The organism is Rhodanobacter sp. B05 (genome assembly GCF_002001085.1).
GTDB lineage: Bacteria > Pseudomonadota > Gammaproteobacteria > Xanthomonadales > Rhodanobacteraceae > Rhodanobacter.
In genome coordinates this window covers 212966-227398 of sequence record NZ_MUNU01000019.1, presented here as the reverse complement: position 1 = coordinate 227398, position 14433 = coordinate 212966, and the positions used below count along the sequence as shown (strand labels likewise).

Genomic DNA, 14433 nt, shown 5'->3' with positions numbered 1-14433 from the left:
CATGACTGAGGATGGCGAAATGAGCGAGCGTGGAACCCGGCCTGCTGCACCGGATCACCCTGAATTGGATCGTCCTGCGTTGGATCATTCTGAATTGGATACGGTGATCTTCGATATCGGCGGCGTCCTGATCGACTGGAACCCGCGCCATCTGTATCGCCAGCTGTTTGATGACGAACCGGCGATGGAGCGGTTCCTGAGCGAAGTGTGTGATTCGCAGTGGAACGAACAGCAGGATGCCGGGCGGCCCTGGGACGAGGCGATCCGGCTGCGCAGTGCGGAGTTCCCCGAACACGCGGCGCTGATCGCGGCCTACCGCATGCGCTGGGATGAAATGCTGCGAGGCCCGGTGCACGACAGCGTGGCGATTGTCGACGAACTGCGCGCGCGTGGCGTACGCCTGTACGCATTGACCAACTGGTCGCAGGAGACCTTTCCGCTGGCGTTCGAACGCTATCCGTTCCTGCGGGCATTCGAGGGCATCGTGGTGTCCGGGCAGGAGCGGCTGATCAAGCCCGATCCGGCGATCTTTCACCTGTTGCTGCACCGTTACGGGATTCATCCGGAACGAGCCGTGTTTATCGACGATGCCACGCGCAACGTGGATGCGGCGGCGAAGCTCGGCATGTATGCGCTGCGGTTCCGTGACCCAGTGGCGCTGCGCACAGAACTTGTCGCGCTGGGCTTGCTCGACGCCGCAGCGCCGGAGGCGCGCCAGCATGGCTAAGCAGAGTCCCGGCGAGATGCTGCCGCAGGAACGCCAGCAATGGATACTGGAACGGTTGCGCCAGCGCGGTCGCGTCGTGGCGCTGGAGTTGGCGACGGAATTCGCGGTGTCCGAGGATTCGGTCAGACGCGATCTGCGCGAACTGGCTGCACTGGGCCTGTGCAAACGCGTCTACGGCGGTGCCTTGCCCATGACCGCCACTGTTGCGCCGCTCAAGCAGCGGCGACAGGAACACGCCGGCCGCAAGCTGGCACTGGCACGCAAGGCGGTAACGCTGGTGCGGCAGGGTCAGGTGCTGCTGATCGATGCCGGGTCGACCAACGCGGCGATCGCCGCCGTGCTGCCGCAGGATTTGGGGTTGACCGTTGTGACCAATGCACCGGATATCGCGCAGCTCCTGCTCGAACGCGAAGGCTTCGAAATCCTGCTCATCGGTGGCCGTATCGATACGCGGATTGGTGCTGCCATTGGTGCGCAGGCTGTGAAGGAGATTCAGCGGCTGCGCGCGGACCTGTCTTTTCCCGGCGCCTGTGCGATAGATGCGATCGGTGGGCTGTGGGGTTTCGATAGTGAGGAAGCACTGCTGAAGCGGGCGATGGTCGAGGCCAGCAGTGAGGTAGTCATCGTAGCCACCAGCGACAAACTCGGTACCGTGGCGACGCATCGAGTGGCGGCCATCGACGAAGTCCAGCATCTGGTGGTCGAACACGATGTGGGTCGCGCGCTGCGTGCCACATTCAGTGCACATGGCCTGGTGGTGCATCGGGCAGATGCGGCCCGCATGAGGTGAGCCTGGTTTCGCCCAAATGAAAAGCCTCAGGCCAGGATCGCTGGCATGAGGCTTGATGCAACGGCGCGCATGAAGCAGTTGAGGCGCTTATTCCTGCCGTTCCCACACCTGGGTGCGACCGACCCAGGAAAAGCCGATGTAGCCGCGCACATTGAGCTTCTGGCCGCCATCGAGCATCGAGAGCTTGACCTTGTAGACCTTGCCGCTCTTGGGGTCGAGGATATGGCCGCCGTCCCAGACAGCGTCGTCCTTGTGCACGCTCCACATGATGTTCATGCCTTCGACCGGCTTGTCCTTGCGCTCGCCATCGCACTTCTTGCACACCGCCACCGCGCCATCGCGGGCGATGTCTTCCGGGCTGCGGTTGAGCAGTTTCACGATGTGCGCCTGCAGCTCGCCGTTGTTGTCGGTGATCTGCACGATCGACTTGGCCTGGCCGCTCTCGTCGTCGATGGTCTTCCAGGTGCCGACCGGGGTGTCGTTGGCCGCGAGTGCGGCGCCGGCGGCGAACAGCAGAGTGGTGACGATGGCAAAACGAAACACTGGCTTCATGGTGCTCCTCCCGTACGAAAGCGTATGGAATCGAGACTGGCGAGGATCGGCGGGGTCGTCAAGCTGCATTGCGCCATTGCGCGGCGACCGTTCAGCTGCAGGTGCTGCGCTGATCTGCATCAGCCGGTGAGGCCGGCACGGCTGGCATAATGGGCCTCTCTCGACCATCCGAACCGACATGACACAGGCGAACGAAGCCCTGGTCCGCCAGATCCTTGGCGGGCTGACCGACTCCCATACCGGCGCGACCTTGGCCGAGGCGGTGCGCGCGATCGGCGTGGACGGCGCCAAGGTGTCGGTGGACCTGCAACTGGGCTATCCGGCCGCCAGTGCGATCGACGATCTCACCGCACGCGTGCGTCAGGCACTGGAAGCCGATCCGGCGATCGCGTCGGCGGCCGTGTCGATCACCAGCCGCATCCACGTGCACAAGGTGCAGGGCACGCTGGGCCCGCTGCCGAACGTCAAGAACATCATCGTGGTGGCCTCCGGCAAGGGCGGCGTGGGCAAGTCCACGGTGGCGGCGAACCTGGCGCTGGCGCTGCAGGCCGAAGGCGCGAAGGTCGGCGTGCTGGACGCGGACATCTACGGCCCCAGCCAGCCGACCATGCTCGGCGTCAGCGGCAAGCCGAGCTCGCCGGACGGCAAGAGCATCATCCCGATGCAGGCCCATGGCATGCCGGTGATGTCGATCGGTTTCCTGGTCGAGGCCGACACGCCGATGATCTGGCGTGGCCCGATGGTCACCCAGGCGATGATGCAACTGCTTACCGACACGCGTTGGGAGCAGCTCGATTATTTGATCGTCGACCTGCCGCCGGGCACCGGCGACATCCAGCTCACGCTGTCGCAGAAGGTGCCGGTGGCCGGTGCGGTGATCGTCACCACGCCGCAGGACATCGCCCTGCTGGACGCGCGCAAGGCGCTGAAGATGTTCGAGAAGGTCGAGGTGCCGGTGCTCGGCGTGGTGGAGAACATGGCCACCCACATCTGCTCGAACTGCGGCCAGGAGGAACACATCTTCGGCGAAGGCGGCGGCGCGCGCATGGCGGAGCAGTACGATGTGGCTTATCTCGGTTCGCTGCCGCTGGACATCCGCATCCGCGAGCAGGCCGATGGCGGCAACCCCACCGTGGTGGCGATGCCGGAATCCGACCTTGCCGCCCGCTATCGCGAGATCGCCCGCAACGCGGCCGGTCGGCTGTCGCGGCAGCCGCGCAACAAGTCGCTGGGGCTGGGCAAGATCGTGGTGCAGGGCGTGCCCGCGGCATGACGGCGCCGGCACGGCGCGTGCTCTGCCTGTGCGGCAGCCTGCGCCGGCTGTCGTCGAATACCGCCGCGTTGCAGGCCGCGCAACAGCTGGCACCGGCGACGCTGAAGCTGGTGTTGTACGACGGCCTCGGCAGCTTGCCGCTGTTCAATCCGGATGATGAAGCCGATGCCGTGCCCGCATCGGTGCAGGCGCTGCGTGAAGTGGTCGGTCGCGCGGATGCCTTGCTGATCGCCTGCCCCGAATACGCCCACGGCGTGCCCGGCGCATTCAAGAATCTGCTCGACTGGCTGGTGGGCAGCCTGGAATTTCCGGGCAAGCCAATCCTGCTACTGAACACCGCGGCGCGTGGTTCGTACCATGCGCAGGAGGCACTGGCGGAAATCCTGACCACCATGTCCGCGCAGTTGCTGACGTCGCAGCCGGTGCCGGTGGCGCTGCCGGGGGCCGGCTGCACGGCGGCCCAGGTGCTGGCCAGTGCGGAACGCTGCACGGAATTGCGTACAGCGCTGGATGTCCTCCTCACCGAGATCCCCTTCGGCCCGTCGTAGGAGCCCGCTGGCGGGCGATGCTCTTGCGAATCCCGAATCCCGAATCCCGAATCCCGAATCCCGAATCCCGAATCCCGAATCCCGAATCCCGAAAAAAGAGCATCGCCCGCGAGCGGGCTCCTACGGGGACGGCGGCGCGGGTGGCTGGCGCGGGGGTGTCCCGACCATGTATTTTTGTCGTTTTACGCCCGACCGAATCGGGTGGCATCGTTACCGACCGGAGTCAGCGTGAGCATCAAACCCGACAAGTGGATCCGCCGCATGGCCGAGAGCCAGGGCATGATCGAGCCGTTCGAGCCAGGCCAGATCAAGCTGCGCGACGGCAACAAGCTGATCTCCTACGGCACCTCCAGCTACGGCTACGACGTGCGTTGCGCACGTGAGTTCAAGATCTTCACCAATATCAATTCCACCATCGTGGATCCGAAGTCGTTCGATCCGTCGAGCTTCGTCGATGTCGAGGCGGACGTGTGCATCATCCCGCCGAATTCGTTCGCACTGGCGCGCACGGTCGAATACTTCCGCATCCCGCGCAAGGTGCTGACGATCTGCCTGGGCAAGAGCACATATGCGCGTTGCGGCATCATCGTCAACGTGACGCCGCTGGAGCCGGAGTGGGAAGGCCACGTGACGCTGGAGTTCTCCAACACCACGCCGCTGCCCGCAAAAATCTACGCCAACGAAGGCGTGGCGCAGATGCTGTTCCTCGAATCCGACGAGGAATGCGAGACCAGCTACAAGGACCGCGGCGGCAAGTACCAGGGCCAGCAGGGCGTGACCCTGCCGCGCACTTGAGAACGCCTGCCTGAACGGCGCCGCGAACCCGCGAACCGGAAGCCGACAGGCTGCTAGACTTCATCCCCTGCGACAAACGCCCTTCCAGGAGATCCGCATGAGCCGAACGTCCACCCTGCTTGCCCGCATCACGGCCGCGATCATGCTGGGCAGTGTCCTGTTGCTGGCCGGTTGCCATCGCGGCGAGGTCAAGCAGGAGCAGAATCTAGCGACGTCGATGAAGGGTCAGTTCGACCTGACCATGGAGTCCTACAAGGACGGCCAGTTCCTGATCGACGGCGCGGTGCTTTCGGCCACCGATGCGGGCAGTCATTTCTCCTACCTGCGCGACCAGGGACGTCTGCCCAAGAAGGTGCTGCTGATCGACAGCGACGATGCGAAGGTAGGCAAGAAGCACCTGCAATACATGGCGCGCATGTCGATCGACTACGGGTTCAAGGCCTATTTCTTCGACCACAAGGGCCGCCTGACCGAGATCAGCCCGGTCAATACCAAGGCGCGCAAGCTGGAGGATTATCATCAGCACGCACCGGTCGAGGCGCCTCCGCCGCAGGATCACACCCAGGGCAACGGGCTCGGCGGCTGATCCTGCCCGCGCTGCAATGAATCCGCGTCCATTGCACAGGCCCGCGACCCCGGTCGCCGGCCTGTGCACATGGCGGGACAGGTTTCCGGACCGCTTCAGGCAAGGCTGCCGCCGCTGAGTTTGCGGTCGACGCGGGTGGTTGCTGCCGTGTGCAACGCGATCATCAGGGCACGCTCCACCTCGGGCTGCGCCATGCTGGCCGCGCCGCGCAACCCTGCGGCTTGCTCCGGCAAATAGGGAATGTGGATGAAGCCGGCGCGCACGCCGCGCTTTTCTGCCGCCAGGTGCAGCATCGCGTAGGCGATGTGGTTGCAGACATAGGTGCCGGCGCTGTGCGATATCCCGGCCGGCAAGCCGGCATCGTGCAGCGCCGCCAGCATGGACTTGAGCGGCAGCGTGCTGAAATACGCGGCCGGGGCACCGGCGATCACCGGCTCGTCGATCGGCTGCGCACCGGCATTGTCCGGGATGCGTGCGTCCTGCAGGTTGATCGCCACCCGTTCCAGCGACAGCTGCGGCCGGCCGCCGGCCTGGCCTACGCCCAGCACGATTGCCGGTTTCAGCTCACGCATGGCAGCCGTGAGCAGTCGCAGCGAGGCGGCGAACTCGGTTGGCAGCTGGCGCGCCACCACCAGATGCCCGCCGGTGCGTCGCCCGTGCAGGGCGCGCACGGCTTCCCACGAGGGGTTGACGGTTTCGCCATCGAACGGGTCGAAGCCGGTCAGCAGGATGCGTGGCAGGGTCTTGTTCATGGGTATCCCTCGATTCAGCGGAACACCAGCAGCCACATCAGCACGAAGGTGCTGATGAAGATCCACAGCGCGCTCCACGCTTGCGCCTTGATCACCCCGTAGGGATTGCGCAGTTCCAGCAGTGCCGCGGGCACCAGGTTGAAGTCGGCGGCCATCGGCGTGAGCAGGGTGCCGCAGTAGCCGCACAGCATGCCCATCGAGCCGAGGATGGCCGGATGCGCGCCATGCTGGTGGATCAAGAGCGGCAGGCCGATGCCGGCCATCATCACCGGGAAGGCGGCGAACGCATTGCCCATGATCACGGTGAACAGCACCATGCCCAGCGCGAAGGTCAGCAGCGCCGCGGTGGCATTGCCGGTGGGCAGGAAATCGGTGGCGATCGCCGCGATGGCAGCGCCCACGCCGCTCCGGGTGAATACCTGGCCCAGCGCCGCCAGCAACAGCGGCAGCAAGGCAGCCCAGCCGATCGCGTCGAGCAGGCGCCGGCCCTCGGCCGCACCTTCGTGCATGGGCGTGCGTGCAATCACCGAAGCCGCGAACAGCGCCACCACGCAGGCCAGCGCAAGTCCGGTCAGCGTCATCTGCGGCGCGGCGAACAGCGCCTGCCCGCCGATCACCACGTGCGCCCCAAACAGTGCAACCAGCAGGGTGACCAGCGGAATCAGCAGGGCGGGCACCAACAGCTTGTGTCCCAGCCGGATCGCCGATTGCAGGCGCTGTTCCGCGCTGCTGCTCTCCGGATGCGCCATGCGTTTCAGCCGTGGCGCCAGCAAGGCCAGTGCGATCACGCCAGCACCGGCGACCTGTGCCGGTAGCGCGTGGCCTGCGGCCGATTGCGCCAGGATGAAGTCGCCCGCACCGAACAGCAGTCCGAGCACAGTCCAGAATGCGGCATGCCATCCATGCCCGTCGCGCAGGTTGCGCCAGCCGCTGTAGAGCAGGAACGCCGCGATCAGCCAGTACGCATGTTCGATGCGCAACATGCTCAGGCGTCCTGTCGATGGCGCGGGGCGGCGGCGCGACGCTGCAGGCGACGCTGGTACAACCATATGCGCACCGACTGGATCGCGAACGCGGCGATCGCCGTGGGCAACGCCCACAGCGCGATTGCCAGCGGGCTCAGCTCGATGCCATGCTGGCTGTAAAAGCCCTGGATCAGCAGTACCGCGCCCAACGCAATGAACACGTCTTCGCCGAAGAAGCGTCCGATATTGTCGGTGGCGGCGGCAACCGCACGCAGTTCCTCGCGGTCGGCTTCATCGAAACCTGGAAGAATCTTTTCCGCCGCGGCCTCGCCCATCGGCGCCAGCAAGGGGCGCACCGTCTGTGCGGGGCCGGCGACGCCGGTCAGGCCCACCGTGGCCAGCAACTGGCGCAGCAGCAGGTAGCCGATCAGCAAGCGTGCCAGGGTCAGGCTTTGCATGCGTGCCATCCAGCGCTGCGCATGTTCGCGCAGGCCGGCGTGTTCAAGCAGACCGATCGCCGGCAGCGTCAGCACAAACAGCAACAACATCCGCGCCGACACGAAACTGTTGCCGAGCAGGGCAAGCAGGTCGGGCACCGACAGACCGGCCAGCAAGCCGCTGACCAGGGCGGCGGTGACCACCACCGGCACCGCGTTGAAACGCAGCGCGAAGCCGATCACGATCACCGCGACGCCAAGCAGGGGCCAGTAGTTCATGCGTTCCTCGTGCGGGCAGTGGAGGGCAGAATCATGCGGTGCCCGGGGCCGCGATGCGAACGCCGGCCTGCTCGAGCGCGGCGCGCAACTGGCGCGCCAACTGCACGGCATGCACACCGTCACCGTGCAGGCACAGCGTGTCGGCGCGCAGGTTCACCCGGCTGCCATCGACCGTCACCACCACGCCGTCGCGGGCGATGCCCAGCGCCTGTTCCAGGGCGTCGTCGTTGTCATCGATCACCGCACCGGCCTCGCCACGCGGTTGCAGCGAGCCATCGGCGCAATAGCGACGGTCGGCGAACGCTTCCGCCGCCACCGGTAATCCGATCGCCTTGCCGGCGTCGATCAATGCCGAGGCGGCGAGGCCGAACAGGATCAGCTGCGGATCGAACGCCTGCGCGGCACGGGCGATCGCATCGGCCAGCGCACGGTCGCGCGCGGCCATGTTGTACAGCGCGCCATGCGGTTTGACGTGGGCCAGCCGCGTGCCGGCAGCCCGGACAAAGGCGTGCAGGGCGCCGAGTTGGTACAGCGTCATGGCGCCGGCCTCGTCCGCGCTGACGCGCATCTCGCGCCGGCCGAAGCCCTGCAGATCGGGCAGCGAGACATGCGCGCCGATCGCCACGCCGCGTGCCGCGGCCAGGCGCACCGTCTGCTGCATGATCAGCGGATCGCCGGCATGGAAGCCACAGGCGATGTTGGCCGAGCTGACCAGTTCCAGCAGCGTCGCATCCTCGCCCATGCGCCACGCGCCGAAGGATTCGCCAAGGTCGCAGTTGAGGTCGATGCGTGTCATGCGTTGGTGCATCCATCTTGTTGCAGTCGTTGCGCCACATGTTTCAGCAGTGCGCCGAGCGCCCGCTCGCGTGCGGCCAGTCGGACGATCGCGTCTTCCAGGCTGGCATGCCGAAAGCATACGGCATCGCCGGGCCGGCGCTGTGCCAGCCGCGGCAGGTCGACCGCGGCGATCTGGCCGATGCGCGGATAGCCGCCGGTGACCGGCGCTTCGGCCATCAGCACGATCGGCTGGCCGGAGGGCGGCAACTGCATGGTGCCGGGCAGGGCGGCTTCGGAGATCAGTTCCAGTGGCGCGCGCAGTTGCAGGGTCTGGCCGTCCAGACGGCTGGCGGTGCGGTTGCTGTCCTGGCCGATGCTGAAGCGGGCGTCATGCAGGCGTTGTTGCGAGGCCTCGTCCAGCTGCGACCAGTGACTGCCGTGCAACAGCGTGATGGGCGCCGATGCGAAGTCGAACCATGGCTGCGGATCCAGCCCCCAGGGCGAGGCATGGACGGATTGGGTGGGGTCTGGCTCGCGCACCGCGCCGGCATGCCCGATCGGCAGCACGTCGCCGACTTGCAGGGCGCGGCCGGCTTCATGGCCGAGCCGCGCATGCAGGTCGCTGCTGAGGCTGCCCAGTACCGGTGTCACGTCGAAGCCACCACGCACGGCCAGATAGCTGCGGCAGCCGATGGCCATGCCGCCGAGTTGCAGCACGCTGCCGGCGGGCAGATGGCAGGCCGTCCACGGCGGTAGCGCGACGTCGCCAACCTGCGCCTGGATCGGCGCGCCGGTCAATGCAATCCACACGGCGCGTTCGAAACGCAGGGTCGGGCCAAGCAGGGTGCATTCGAGCGCGGCCTCGTCGCCGTGATTGCCGACCAGGGCATTGGCCAGCCGCCAGGCCGGCACATCCATGGCGCCAGCGCGACCGACACCGATCGCGGCATGGCCAGGGCGGCCAGCGTCCTGAAGCGTGCTGAGCAGGCCCGGCTTGAGCACGCTCACGCTCATGCGCGTTGTTCCGCTTCGAGGTGCCGGAACTCGTCCTCGCCGATGGCGCGGAAGCGCACGCGGTCGCCTGCGCCGAGCAGCGAGGGCGGCGTGGCGGCAACATCGAACAGGCGCAGCGGCGTGCGTCCGATCAGTTGCCAGCCGCCGGGCAACTGCTCCGGATAGATGCCGGTCTGCGCGCCGCCGATCGCCACGCTGCCGGCAGGTACGCGCTGGCGTGGATCACGACGGCGTGGCATCGCCAGCGTCGGATCGAGTCCCAGCAAATAGGGAAAGCCGGGCGCGAATCCGAGCATCGCCACGCGATAATCGGCGGCGACATGACGGGCGGTCACCTCGTCGATCGTCAGGTCGAGGTGTTGTGCCACGTCGACCAGGTCCGGCCCGTGGGCGCCGCCATAGCACACCGGAATCTCCCGTTCGTGCGGCGCCCGGGGCGAGCTTTCGCCCGCGCTAAGTGCGGCGCGTACCGCACATTCCAGCACCTGGTGCGGGTCGGCGGTGTTGGCGTCCCGCCAGGCCAGTGGGTCGAAGCGCAGCAGCACGCTGGCATAGGCCGGCACGCATTCCAGTCGCGGCAGGTCGCGCTGCAAGGTGGCCACGGCGGCATGCACGCGCGCGTTGATCGCCGCGTCGATGCGATGGTCGAAACGCAGCAGCAGTGCGTCCTCGGCGAACGGTTCGAACTGGATCGAGGCGGTCTCCACGCTAACCCGACGCTTCCAGCGCGTGGCGCACTGCCGCCAGCCGTTCGTGCAGCGCATCCTCGGCGTAGGGCTGCGCCTGCCCGTGACCCCAGACCGGTCCAGGCCAGGCGGCATCACCCTGGCAGCGCGCGACGACGTGCACGTGCAACTGCCGCACGATGTTGCCCAATACGCCCAGGTTGAGCTTGTCGCAGGGCGCGACGGCACGCAGCACGCGTGCGGCAAGGTTCACTTCGCGCCACAGCAGCGCCTGGTCGTCGTCACTCAGGTCGGCGATTTCGACGAGGCTGCCGCGACGCGGTACCAGCACCAGCCAGGCGTAACGTGCATCGTTCATCAGTTGCACATCGCACAACGGCAGCGAGGCGACCAGGCACGTGTCCGCGGCCAGCCGGGGGTCGAGTGCGAATGCGCCTCCATTCATGCGCTGGCGAGGTACTTGTCGAAGAAGGCCAGCGTCCGTTGCAGCGCGAGTTTCGCGCTGGGCTCGTGGTAGGGCGCGCTGCCGTCGCGGTTGAAAGCGTGATCGGCCGGATAGGTATGGACGTCCATTTGCGGAAACGCGACGCGGTGCTTTTCCACCATGTCCGGCGTGATGTGCTGGTCCTTCTCGCCGAAATGGAACATCATCGGTGCCTTGGGCACTTCATGCAGGAAGGCCAGGTTGCGTGCGCCGTAATAGCTCACCGAAGGCAGACCCAGCCGCAGGGCCGCGAGCAGGGCGACCGTGCCGCCCCAGCAATAGCCGACCGTCCCGATCCTGCCGGCCGACGCGATGGCTTCGGCCGCGCTGGCCACGTCCTCGAGTGCGCGATCAAGCCCCAGCTCCGTCACCAGCCGCTTGCCCTGATTGGCGCCGACCTGGTCGGTGCTCAACTCCACGCCGGTTTCCAGGTGGTCGAAGAAGGCTGGCGCGATCGCGGTGTAACCATGCTCGGCAAAGCGATCGACCACGCTGCGCATGTGAGCGGTGACGCCGAAGATCTCCTGGATCACCACCAGGCCGCCCCTGGGCTTGCCGTCGGGTTTGGCCAGGTAGGCGCCGATGCATTGGGTGCCGCCGGTGGGGAGGTTGATGTGCTGGCCCATGGTCGTTCCTGAGGTTTGCTTCGACATCCTGATGTTAGCCGCAGCGGCAGGGGTGCGGCGCTCCCGTATAATCGGCTGTTTCCACGCAATATTCACGGCTGCCCCCACCATGTCCCAGACCGCCCACAAGATCGGCTTTGTCAGCCTTGGCTGCCCCAAGGCGCTGGTCGATTCCGAGCGCATCCTCACCCAGCTCAAGGTCGAGGGCTACGAGATCGTGCCCAGCTATGGCGCCGCCGACGCGGTGGTGGTGAACACTTGCGGCTTCATCGACGCGGCGGTGCAGGAGTCGCTGGACGCGATCGGCACCGCGCTCAACGAGAACGGCAAGGTGATCGTCACCGGCTGCCTGGGCAAGCGCGACGGACTGATCCGCGAGGCCTACCCGGACGTGTTGTCGATCAGCGGTCCGCAGGACTACGCCAGCGTGATGAGTGCCGTGCATGCTGCGCTGCCGCCGAAGCGCAACAAGTTCATCGACATCGTGCCGGACACCGGTGTGAAACTCACGCCGAAGCACTATGCCTACCTGAAGATTTCCGAAGGCTGCAATCACCGCTGCAGCTTCTGCATCATCCCGTCGATGCGCGGCAACCTGGTGTCGCGTCCGGTCGACGAGGTATTGCGGGAGGCCGAACGGCTGGTCAAGGGCGGTGTGAAGGAACTGCTGGTGATCTCGCAGGACACCAGCGCCTATGGCGTCGACCTGAAGTACGTCGAGCGCAGCTGGCGCGACAAGGCGTATCGCACGCGCATGACCGAGCTGTGCGAGGGACTGTCCGAGCTTGGCGTGTGGACGCGACTGCATTACGTCTACCCGTACCCGCACGTGGACGAGCTGATGCCGTTGATGGCTGCCGGCAAATTGCTGCCGTACCTGGACATCCCGTTCCAGCATGCGAGCCCGCGCATCCTCAAGCTGATGAAGCGCCCCGGCAATATCGACAAGACGCTGGAGCGCATCAACGCCTGGCGCAAGGTAGTGCCGGATCTGACCATCCGCAGCACGTTCATCGTCGGCTTTCCCGGCGAGACCGATGCCGAGTTCGAGGAACTGCTCGATTTCCTGCGCGAGGCGAAGCTCGACCGCGTCGGCGCGTTCGCCTACTCGCCGGTCGATGGGGCGAAGGCCAACGAGCTGCCCGATCCGGTGTCCGAGGAATTGAAGGAGGACCGCCTCGAACAGTTCATGGCGGTGCAGGCGGAAATCTCCGCGGCCAGGCTGCAGGGCAAGATCGGCCGCACCATCCAGGTGCTGGTCGACGAAGCAGGTGCGAATGGGGCGGTCGCCCGCTCCGCGGCGGACGCGCCGGAAATCGACGGCACCGTGCTGATCGCCGACGGCCAGAAGCTGAATCCCGGCCAGTTCGTCGAGGTGGTGGTCGAAGGCGCGGGCGAGCATGATTTGCAGGCGCGTCTGGCCCATCCGACGCTGGCGGTGATCTGAGCCTGCCATGCGCTACGTCGCACCGGCACGCGGCGAGATCGACCGGAGGGTCTTCCAGCGCATGCCACTGATGGCGTGGGGCGACCACGCGGCGTGGCTCGAAGGCGACAGCTGGCCATCGATGGACCAGCTCAACGACGGCTGGTCCGGAGAGGCTTCGTATCGCTTCGTGGCGCAGACGCCGTCGCTGTTGGCGGATGGCCGGCATTACGAACAGCGCATTGCCGAGCGGGGAGACATCGCGACGCGCGAGGGCAACTGGCACGATCTGCTGAACGCCCTGATCTGGCTGCGCCATCCAGCGCTCAAGCAGGCATTGAACCGGCGCCAGATTGCCGAGATCGCGCGCATGGGCCCGAAAATCCGCTCCCGTGCGCAATACGCACTGACCCACTTCGACGAAGCCGGCGTGATCGTGTGGCTGCGGGATCCTGCCGTGCTGGCGTTGTGGGATGCGCATGACTGGCATGGCCTGTTCTGGCGCCAGCGACAAGCGTGGCTGGATGGCACGATCCAGCTGCAACTGTTCGGACACGCCTTGCTCGAACTGGCCCTGGACCCGACCCGGCTGCTGGTCGGCAAGGCGCTGGTGTTCCAGTCAGCCGATGCGGACGCGTCCAGCATCGGCGCCCACTGTGCCGGAGCGATCGCCAGCGGCAACCTGCTCAACGATCCGCTCGAACTGCGTCCCCTGCCGCTGTCCGGGTTGCCGGGATGGCGAGACGACAACGCCGTGGAGGCCTTTCACCGGAACACGGCGTGCTATCAGGCCAGGCGCGCGGGCCGGAGATATCCTGCGCCCGGCGTGATATGAGCGGGGTCCGGGCTGTCCACGCCCGCCATGCCCGCGAACTGCAGCGCGCCGCGTCGGCTCAATCGCGAGAGTAGACGTACACACGCGCAGGCGGCAGGTTGCGCCATGCCCAGCCGTGGCGCCGTGCGCGCAGGCCGAGTGTGGCGCAGACTTCCGCCGCCACCGGCCTGGAGGGTCCATACGTATACTGGACGAAGACGCCACCACGCGGGCGCAATACCTCGAACGCGGCGGCCAGAATGTCATGCTGTACGGATGCGGGCATGGCCAGCAAGCCCAGGCTGCTGACCACGGCGTCGACCGGGCGAGTGCCGAACGTGCCGCCCTCGGTGGTCAGTTTCCGCAGGGTCCGCGCATCGCCACAAACCACGTTCGCGCGGGGAAACGCCTGACGCAGCAATTCATGCAGCACGTCGTTCATCTCGACCACCAGCAACCGCTCGGGCCTGATCCCGTGGTTGATCAGTGCCTGGGTAATCACGCCGGTGCCGGCGCCCAGTTCGATCACCCCTTGCGCGTCCGGGGAAACGGCTGCCGCCATCATGCGGGCCAACTGGCGGCCGGAGGGCGTGATCGAGGACATGCGCAGGGGGTGACGCAGCCACTGTCGGAAGAACGTCAGGCGTGAGCCCTGTACCGCGGCGGGTGAACTCCTGCGCGCGACCAGGGGTGTGAGTGCATCGAGTTCTTCCAACAGTGTCGCCCTCCACGGCATCCGGATGGACAGTATTGCAGACACGGCGATTCGACATGTGAGAGCAGCTGCACGGGTGCAACTTGCCCTGATCGGTGATCGCGACTATACAGAGCGCAGCGGGCAAGTCAGGGGCAGGCGTGTTGAATATCGCAAGACACGAGTGGGCGTCGTGGTTTGGTTGGCG

General features: G+C 66.4%; 18 protein-coding genes. 8 read left to right on the top strand and 10 right to left on the bottom strand.

All coding sequences use genetic code 11. The annotated features are described in order from the left end of the window. Nucleotides 1-94 precede the first annotated feature (94 nt). Both B0E47_RS14580 and B0E47_RS14575 read left to right on the top strand, forming a co-directional pair. Nucleotides 95-727, top strand: a complete 633-nt coding sequence (locus tag B0E47_RS14580) for an HAD family phosphatase (RefSeq protein WP_254422950.1) — start codon at nucleotides 95-97, stop codon at nucleotides 725-727. Next, nucleotides 720-1517, top strand: a complete 798-nt coding sequence (locus B0E47_RS14575) for a DeoR/GlpR family DNA-binding transcription regulator (RefSeq protein WP_077514999.1) — start codon at nucleotides 720-722, stop codon at nucleotides 1515-1517. Before B0E47_RS14580 ends, B0E47_RS14575 begins: the two co-directional genes overlap by 8 nt. A gap of 87 nt (nucleotides 1518-1604) precedes the next feature. Here the strand turns inward: B0E47_RS14575 and B0E47_RS14570 are convergent, their stop codons facing one another. After that, nucleotides 1605-2069, bottom strand: coding sequence for a DUF2147 domain-containing protein (locus B0E47_RS14570; RefSeq protein WP_077514998.1), 465 nt, complete (start codon nucleotides 2067-2069; stop codon nucleotides 1605-1607). A gap of 178 nt (nucleotides 2070-2247) precedes the next feature. Here B0E47_RS14570 and apbC point away from each other — a divergent pair, with 178 nt between their 5' ends. From apbC to B0E47_RS14550, 4 genes are all read left to right on the top strand, one after another. After that, complete coding sequence (gene apbC / locus B0E47_RS14565; RefSeq protein ID WP_077514997.1) at nucleotides 2248-3342, top strand: iron-sulfur cluster carrier protein ApbC; 1095 nt, start codon at nucleotides 2248-2250, stop codon at nucleotides 3340-3342. After that, nucleotides 3339-3890: an NADPH-dependent FMN reductase gene (locus tag B0E47_RS14560; protein WP_077514996.1), complete on the top strand. Its 552-nt coding sequence runs from the start codon at nucleotides 3339-3341 to the stop codon at nucleotides 3888-3890. The genes apbC and B0E47_RS14560 overlap by 4 nt, the downstream gene beginning before the upstream one ends. 228 nt (nucleotides 3891-4118) lie before the next feature. Continuing rightward, nucleotides 4119-4685, top strand: coding sequence for a dCTP deaminase (dcd, locus tag B0E47_RS14555; RefSeq protein WP_077514995.1), 567 nt, complete (start codon nucleotides 4119-4121; stop codon nucleotides 4683-4685). 97 nt (nucleotides 4686-4782) lie between these two features. Next, nucleotides 4783-5271 carry a hypothetical protein gene (locus tag B0E47_RS14550; RefSeq protein ID WP_077514994.1) on the top strand — a complete coding sequence of 163 codons (489 nt, stop codon included), beginning with the start codon at nucleotides 4783-4785 and terminating at the stop codon, nucleotides 5269-5271. A 95-nt stretch (nucleotides 5272-5366) separates the two neighbouring features. Here B0E47_RS14550 and pcp read toward each other — a convergent pair whose 3' ends face one another. From pcp to B0E47_RS14510, 8 genes are read right to left on the bottom strand one after another with little or no spacing between them, the layout of a single operon-like run. Beyond that, on the bottom strand, nucleotides 5367-6023 hold the full coding sequence (gene pcp / locus B0E47_RS14545) for a pyroglutamyl-peptidase I (RefSeq protein ID WP_077514993.1): 657 nt from the start codon (nucleotides 6021-6023) through the stop codon (nucleotides 5367-5369). Between the two features lie 14 nt (nucleotides 6024-6037). After that, nucleotides 6038-7006, bottom strand: coding sequence for a DUF979 family protein (locus B0E47_RS14540; RefSeq protein WP_077514992.1), 969 nt, complete (start codon nucleotides 7004-7006; stop codon nucleotides 6038-6040). A gap of 2 nt (nucleotides 7007-7008) precedes the next feature. After that, nucleotides 7009-7704, bottom strand: a complete 696-nt coding sequence (locus B0E47_RS14535) for a DUF969 domain-containing protein (RefSeq protein WP_077514991.1) — start codon at nucleotides 7702-7704, stop codon at nucleotides 7009-7011. Between the two features lie 31 nt (nucleotides 7705-7735). Continuing rightward, nucleotides 7736-8500 carry a 5-oxoprolinase subunit PxpA gene (locus tag B0E47_RS14530; RefSeq protein WP_077514990.1) on the bottom strand — a complete coding sequence of 255 codons (765 nt, stop codon included), beginning with the start codon at nucleotides 8498-8500 and terminating at the stop codon, nucleotides 7736-7738. Next, nucleotides 8497-9495, bottom strand: a complete 999-nt coding sequence (locus tag B0E47_RS14525; protein ID WP_077514989.1) for a biotin-dependent carboxyltransferase family protein — start codon at nucleotides 9493-9495, stop codon at nucleotides 8497-8499. Before B0E47_RS14525 ends, B0E47_RS14530 begins: the two co-directional genes overlap by 4 nt. Continuing rightward, entirely contained in the window at nucleotides 9492-10202 is a 711-nt protein-coding gene (gene pxpB, locus B0E47_RS14520; protein WP_254422949.1) for a 5-oxoprolinase subunit PxpB, read from the bottom strand. Before pxpB ends, B0E47_RS14525 begins: the two co-directional genes overlap by 4 nt. 1 nt (nucleotide 10203) lies before the next feature. Further along, on the bottom strand, nucleotides 10204-10626 hold the full coding sequence (locus B0E47_RS14515; protein ID WP_077514987.1) for an HIT family protein: 423 nt from the start codon (nucleotides 10624-10626) through the stop codon (nucleotides 10204-10206). Then, nucleotides 10623-11291 (bottom strand): dienelactone hydrolase family protein, encoded by a 669-nt coding sequence (locus B0E47_RS14510; RefSeq protein WP_077514986.1) that lies wholly within the window; start codon nucleotides 11289-11291, stop codon nucleotides 10623-10625. The genes B0E47_RS14515 and B0E47_RS14510 overlap by 4 nt, the downstream gene beginning before the upstream one ends. A 109-nt stretch (nucleotides 11292-11400) precedes the next feature. Here B0E47_RS14510 and rimO point away from each other — a divergent pair, with 109 nt between their 5' ends. Together rimO and B0E47_RS14500 are read left to right on the top strand one after the other, a co-directional pair. Next, nucleotides 11401-12738, top strand: coding sequence for a 30S ribosomal protein S12 methylthiotransferase RimO (rimO, locus tag B0E47_RS14505; RefSeq protein WP_077514985.1), 1338 nt, complete (start codon nucleotides 11401-11403; stop codon nucleotides 12736-12738). A 7-nt stretch (nucleotides 12739-12745) separates the two neighbouring features. Then, a complete protein-coding gene (locus B0E47_RS14500; protein WP_077514984.1) occupies nucleotides 12746-13552 on the top strand; it encodes a DUF3025 domain-containing protein in 807 nt (268 codons plus the stop codon). A 58-nt stretch (nucleotides 13553-13610) separates the two neighbouring features. Here B0E47_RS14500 and B0E47_RS14495 read toward each other — a convergent pair whose 3' ends face one another. Continuing rightward, on the bottom strand, nucleotides 13611-14246 hold the full coding sequence (locus B0E47_RS14495; RefSeq protein ID WP_217318938.1) for a methyltransferase domain-containing protein: 636 nt from the start codon (nucleotides 14244-14246) through the stop codon (nucleotides 13611-13613). Nucleotides 14247-14433 lie beyond the last annotated feature (187 nt).

Coding starts and splice junctions, on each gene's coding strand:
- B0E47_RS14575 (WP_077514999.1), top strand. CDS start 720: ATGGCTAAGCAGAGTCCCGGCGAGATGCTGCCGCAGGAACGCCAGCAA.
- B0E47_RS14570 (WP_077514998.1), bottom strand. CDS start 2,069: ATGAAGCCAGTGTTTCGTTTTGCCATCGTCACCACTCTGCTGTTCGCC.
- apbC (WP_077514997.1), top strand. CDS start 2,248: ATGACACAGGCGAACGAAGCCCTGGTCCGCCAGATCCTTGGCGGGCTG.
- B0E47_RS14560 (WP_077514996.1), top strand. CDS start 3,339: ATGACGGCGCCGGCACGGCGCGTGCTCTGCCTGTGCGGCAGCCTGCGC.
- B0E47_RS14550 (WP_077514994.1), top strand. CDS start 4,783: ATGAGCCGAACGTCCACCCTGCTTGCCCGCATCACGGCCGCGATCATG.
- pcp (WP_077514993.1), bottom strand. CDS start 6,023: ATGAACAAGACCCTGCCACGCATCCTGCTGACCGGCTTCGACCCGTTC.
- B0E47_RS14540 (WP_077514992.1), bottom strand. CDS start 7,006: ATGTTGCGCATCGAACATGCGTACTGGCTGATCGCGGCGTTCCTGCTC.
- B0E47_RS14535 (WP_077514991.1), bottom strand. CDS start 7,704: ATGAACTACTGGCCCCTGCTTGGCGTCGCGGTGATCGTGATCGGCTTC.
- B0E47_RS14530 (WP_077514990.1), bottom strand. CDS start 8,500: ATGACACGCATCGACCTCAACTGCGACCTTGGCGAATCCTTCGGCGCG.
- B0E47_RS14525 (WP_077514989.1), bottom strand. CDS start 9,495: ATGAGCGTGAGCGTGCTCAAGCCGGGCCTGCTCAGCACGCTTCAGGAC.
- B0E47_RS14515 (WP_077514987.1), bottom strand. CDS start 10,626: ATGAATGGAGGCGCATTCGCACTCGACCCCCGGCTGGCCGCGGACACG.
- B0E47_RS14510 (WP_077514986.1), bottom strand. CDS start 11,291: ATGGGCCAGCACATCAACCTCCCCACCGGCGGCACCCAATGCATCGGC.
- rimO (WP_077514985.1), top strand. CDS start 11,401: ATGTCCCAGACCGCCCACAAGATCGGCTTTGTCAGCCTTGGCTGCCCC.
- B0E47_RS14500 (WP_077514984.1), top strand. CDS start 12,746: ATGCGCTACGTCGCACCGGCACGCGGCGAGATCGACCGGAGGGTCTTC.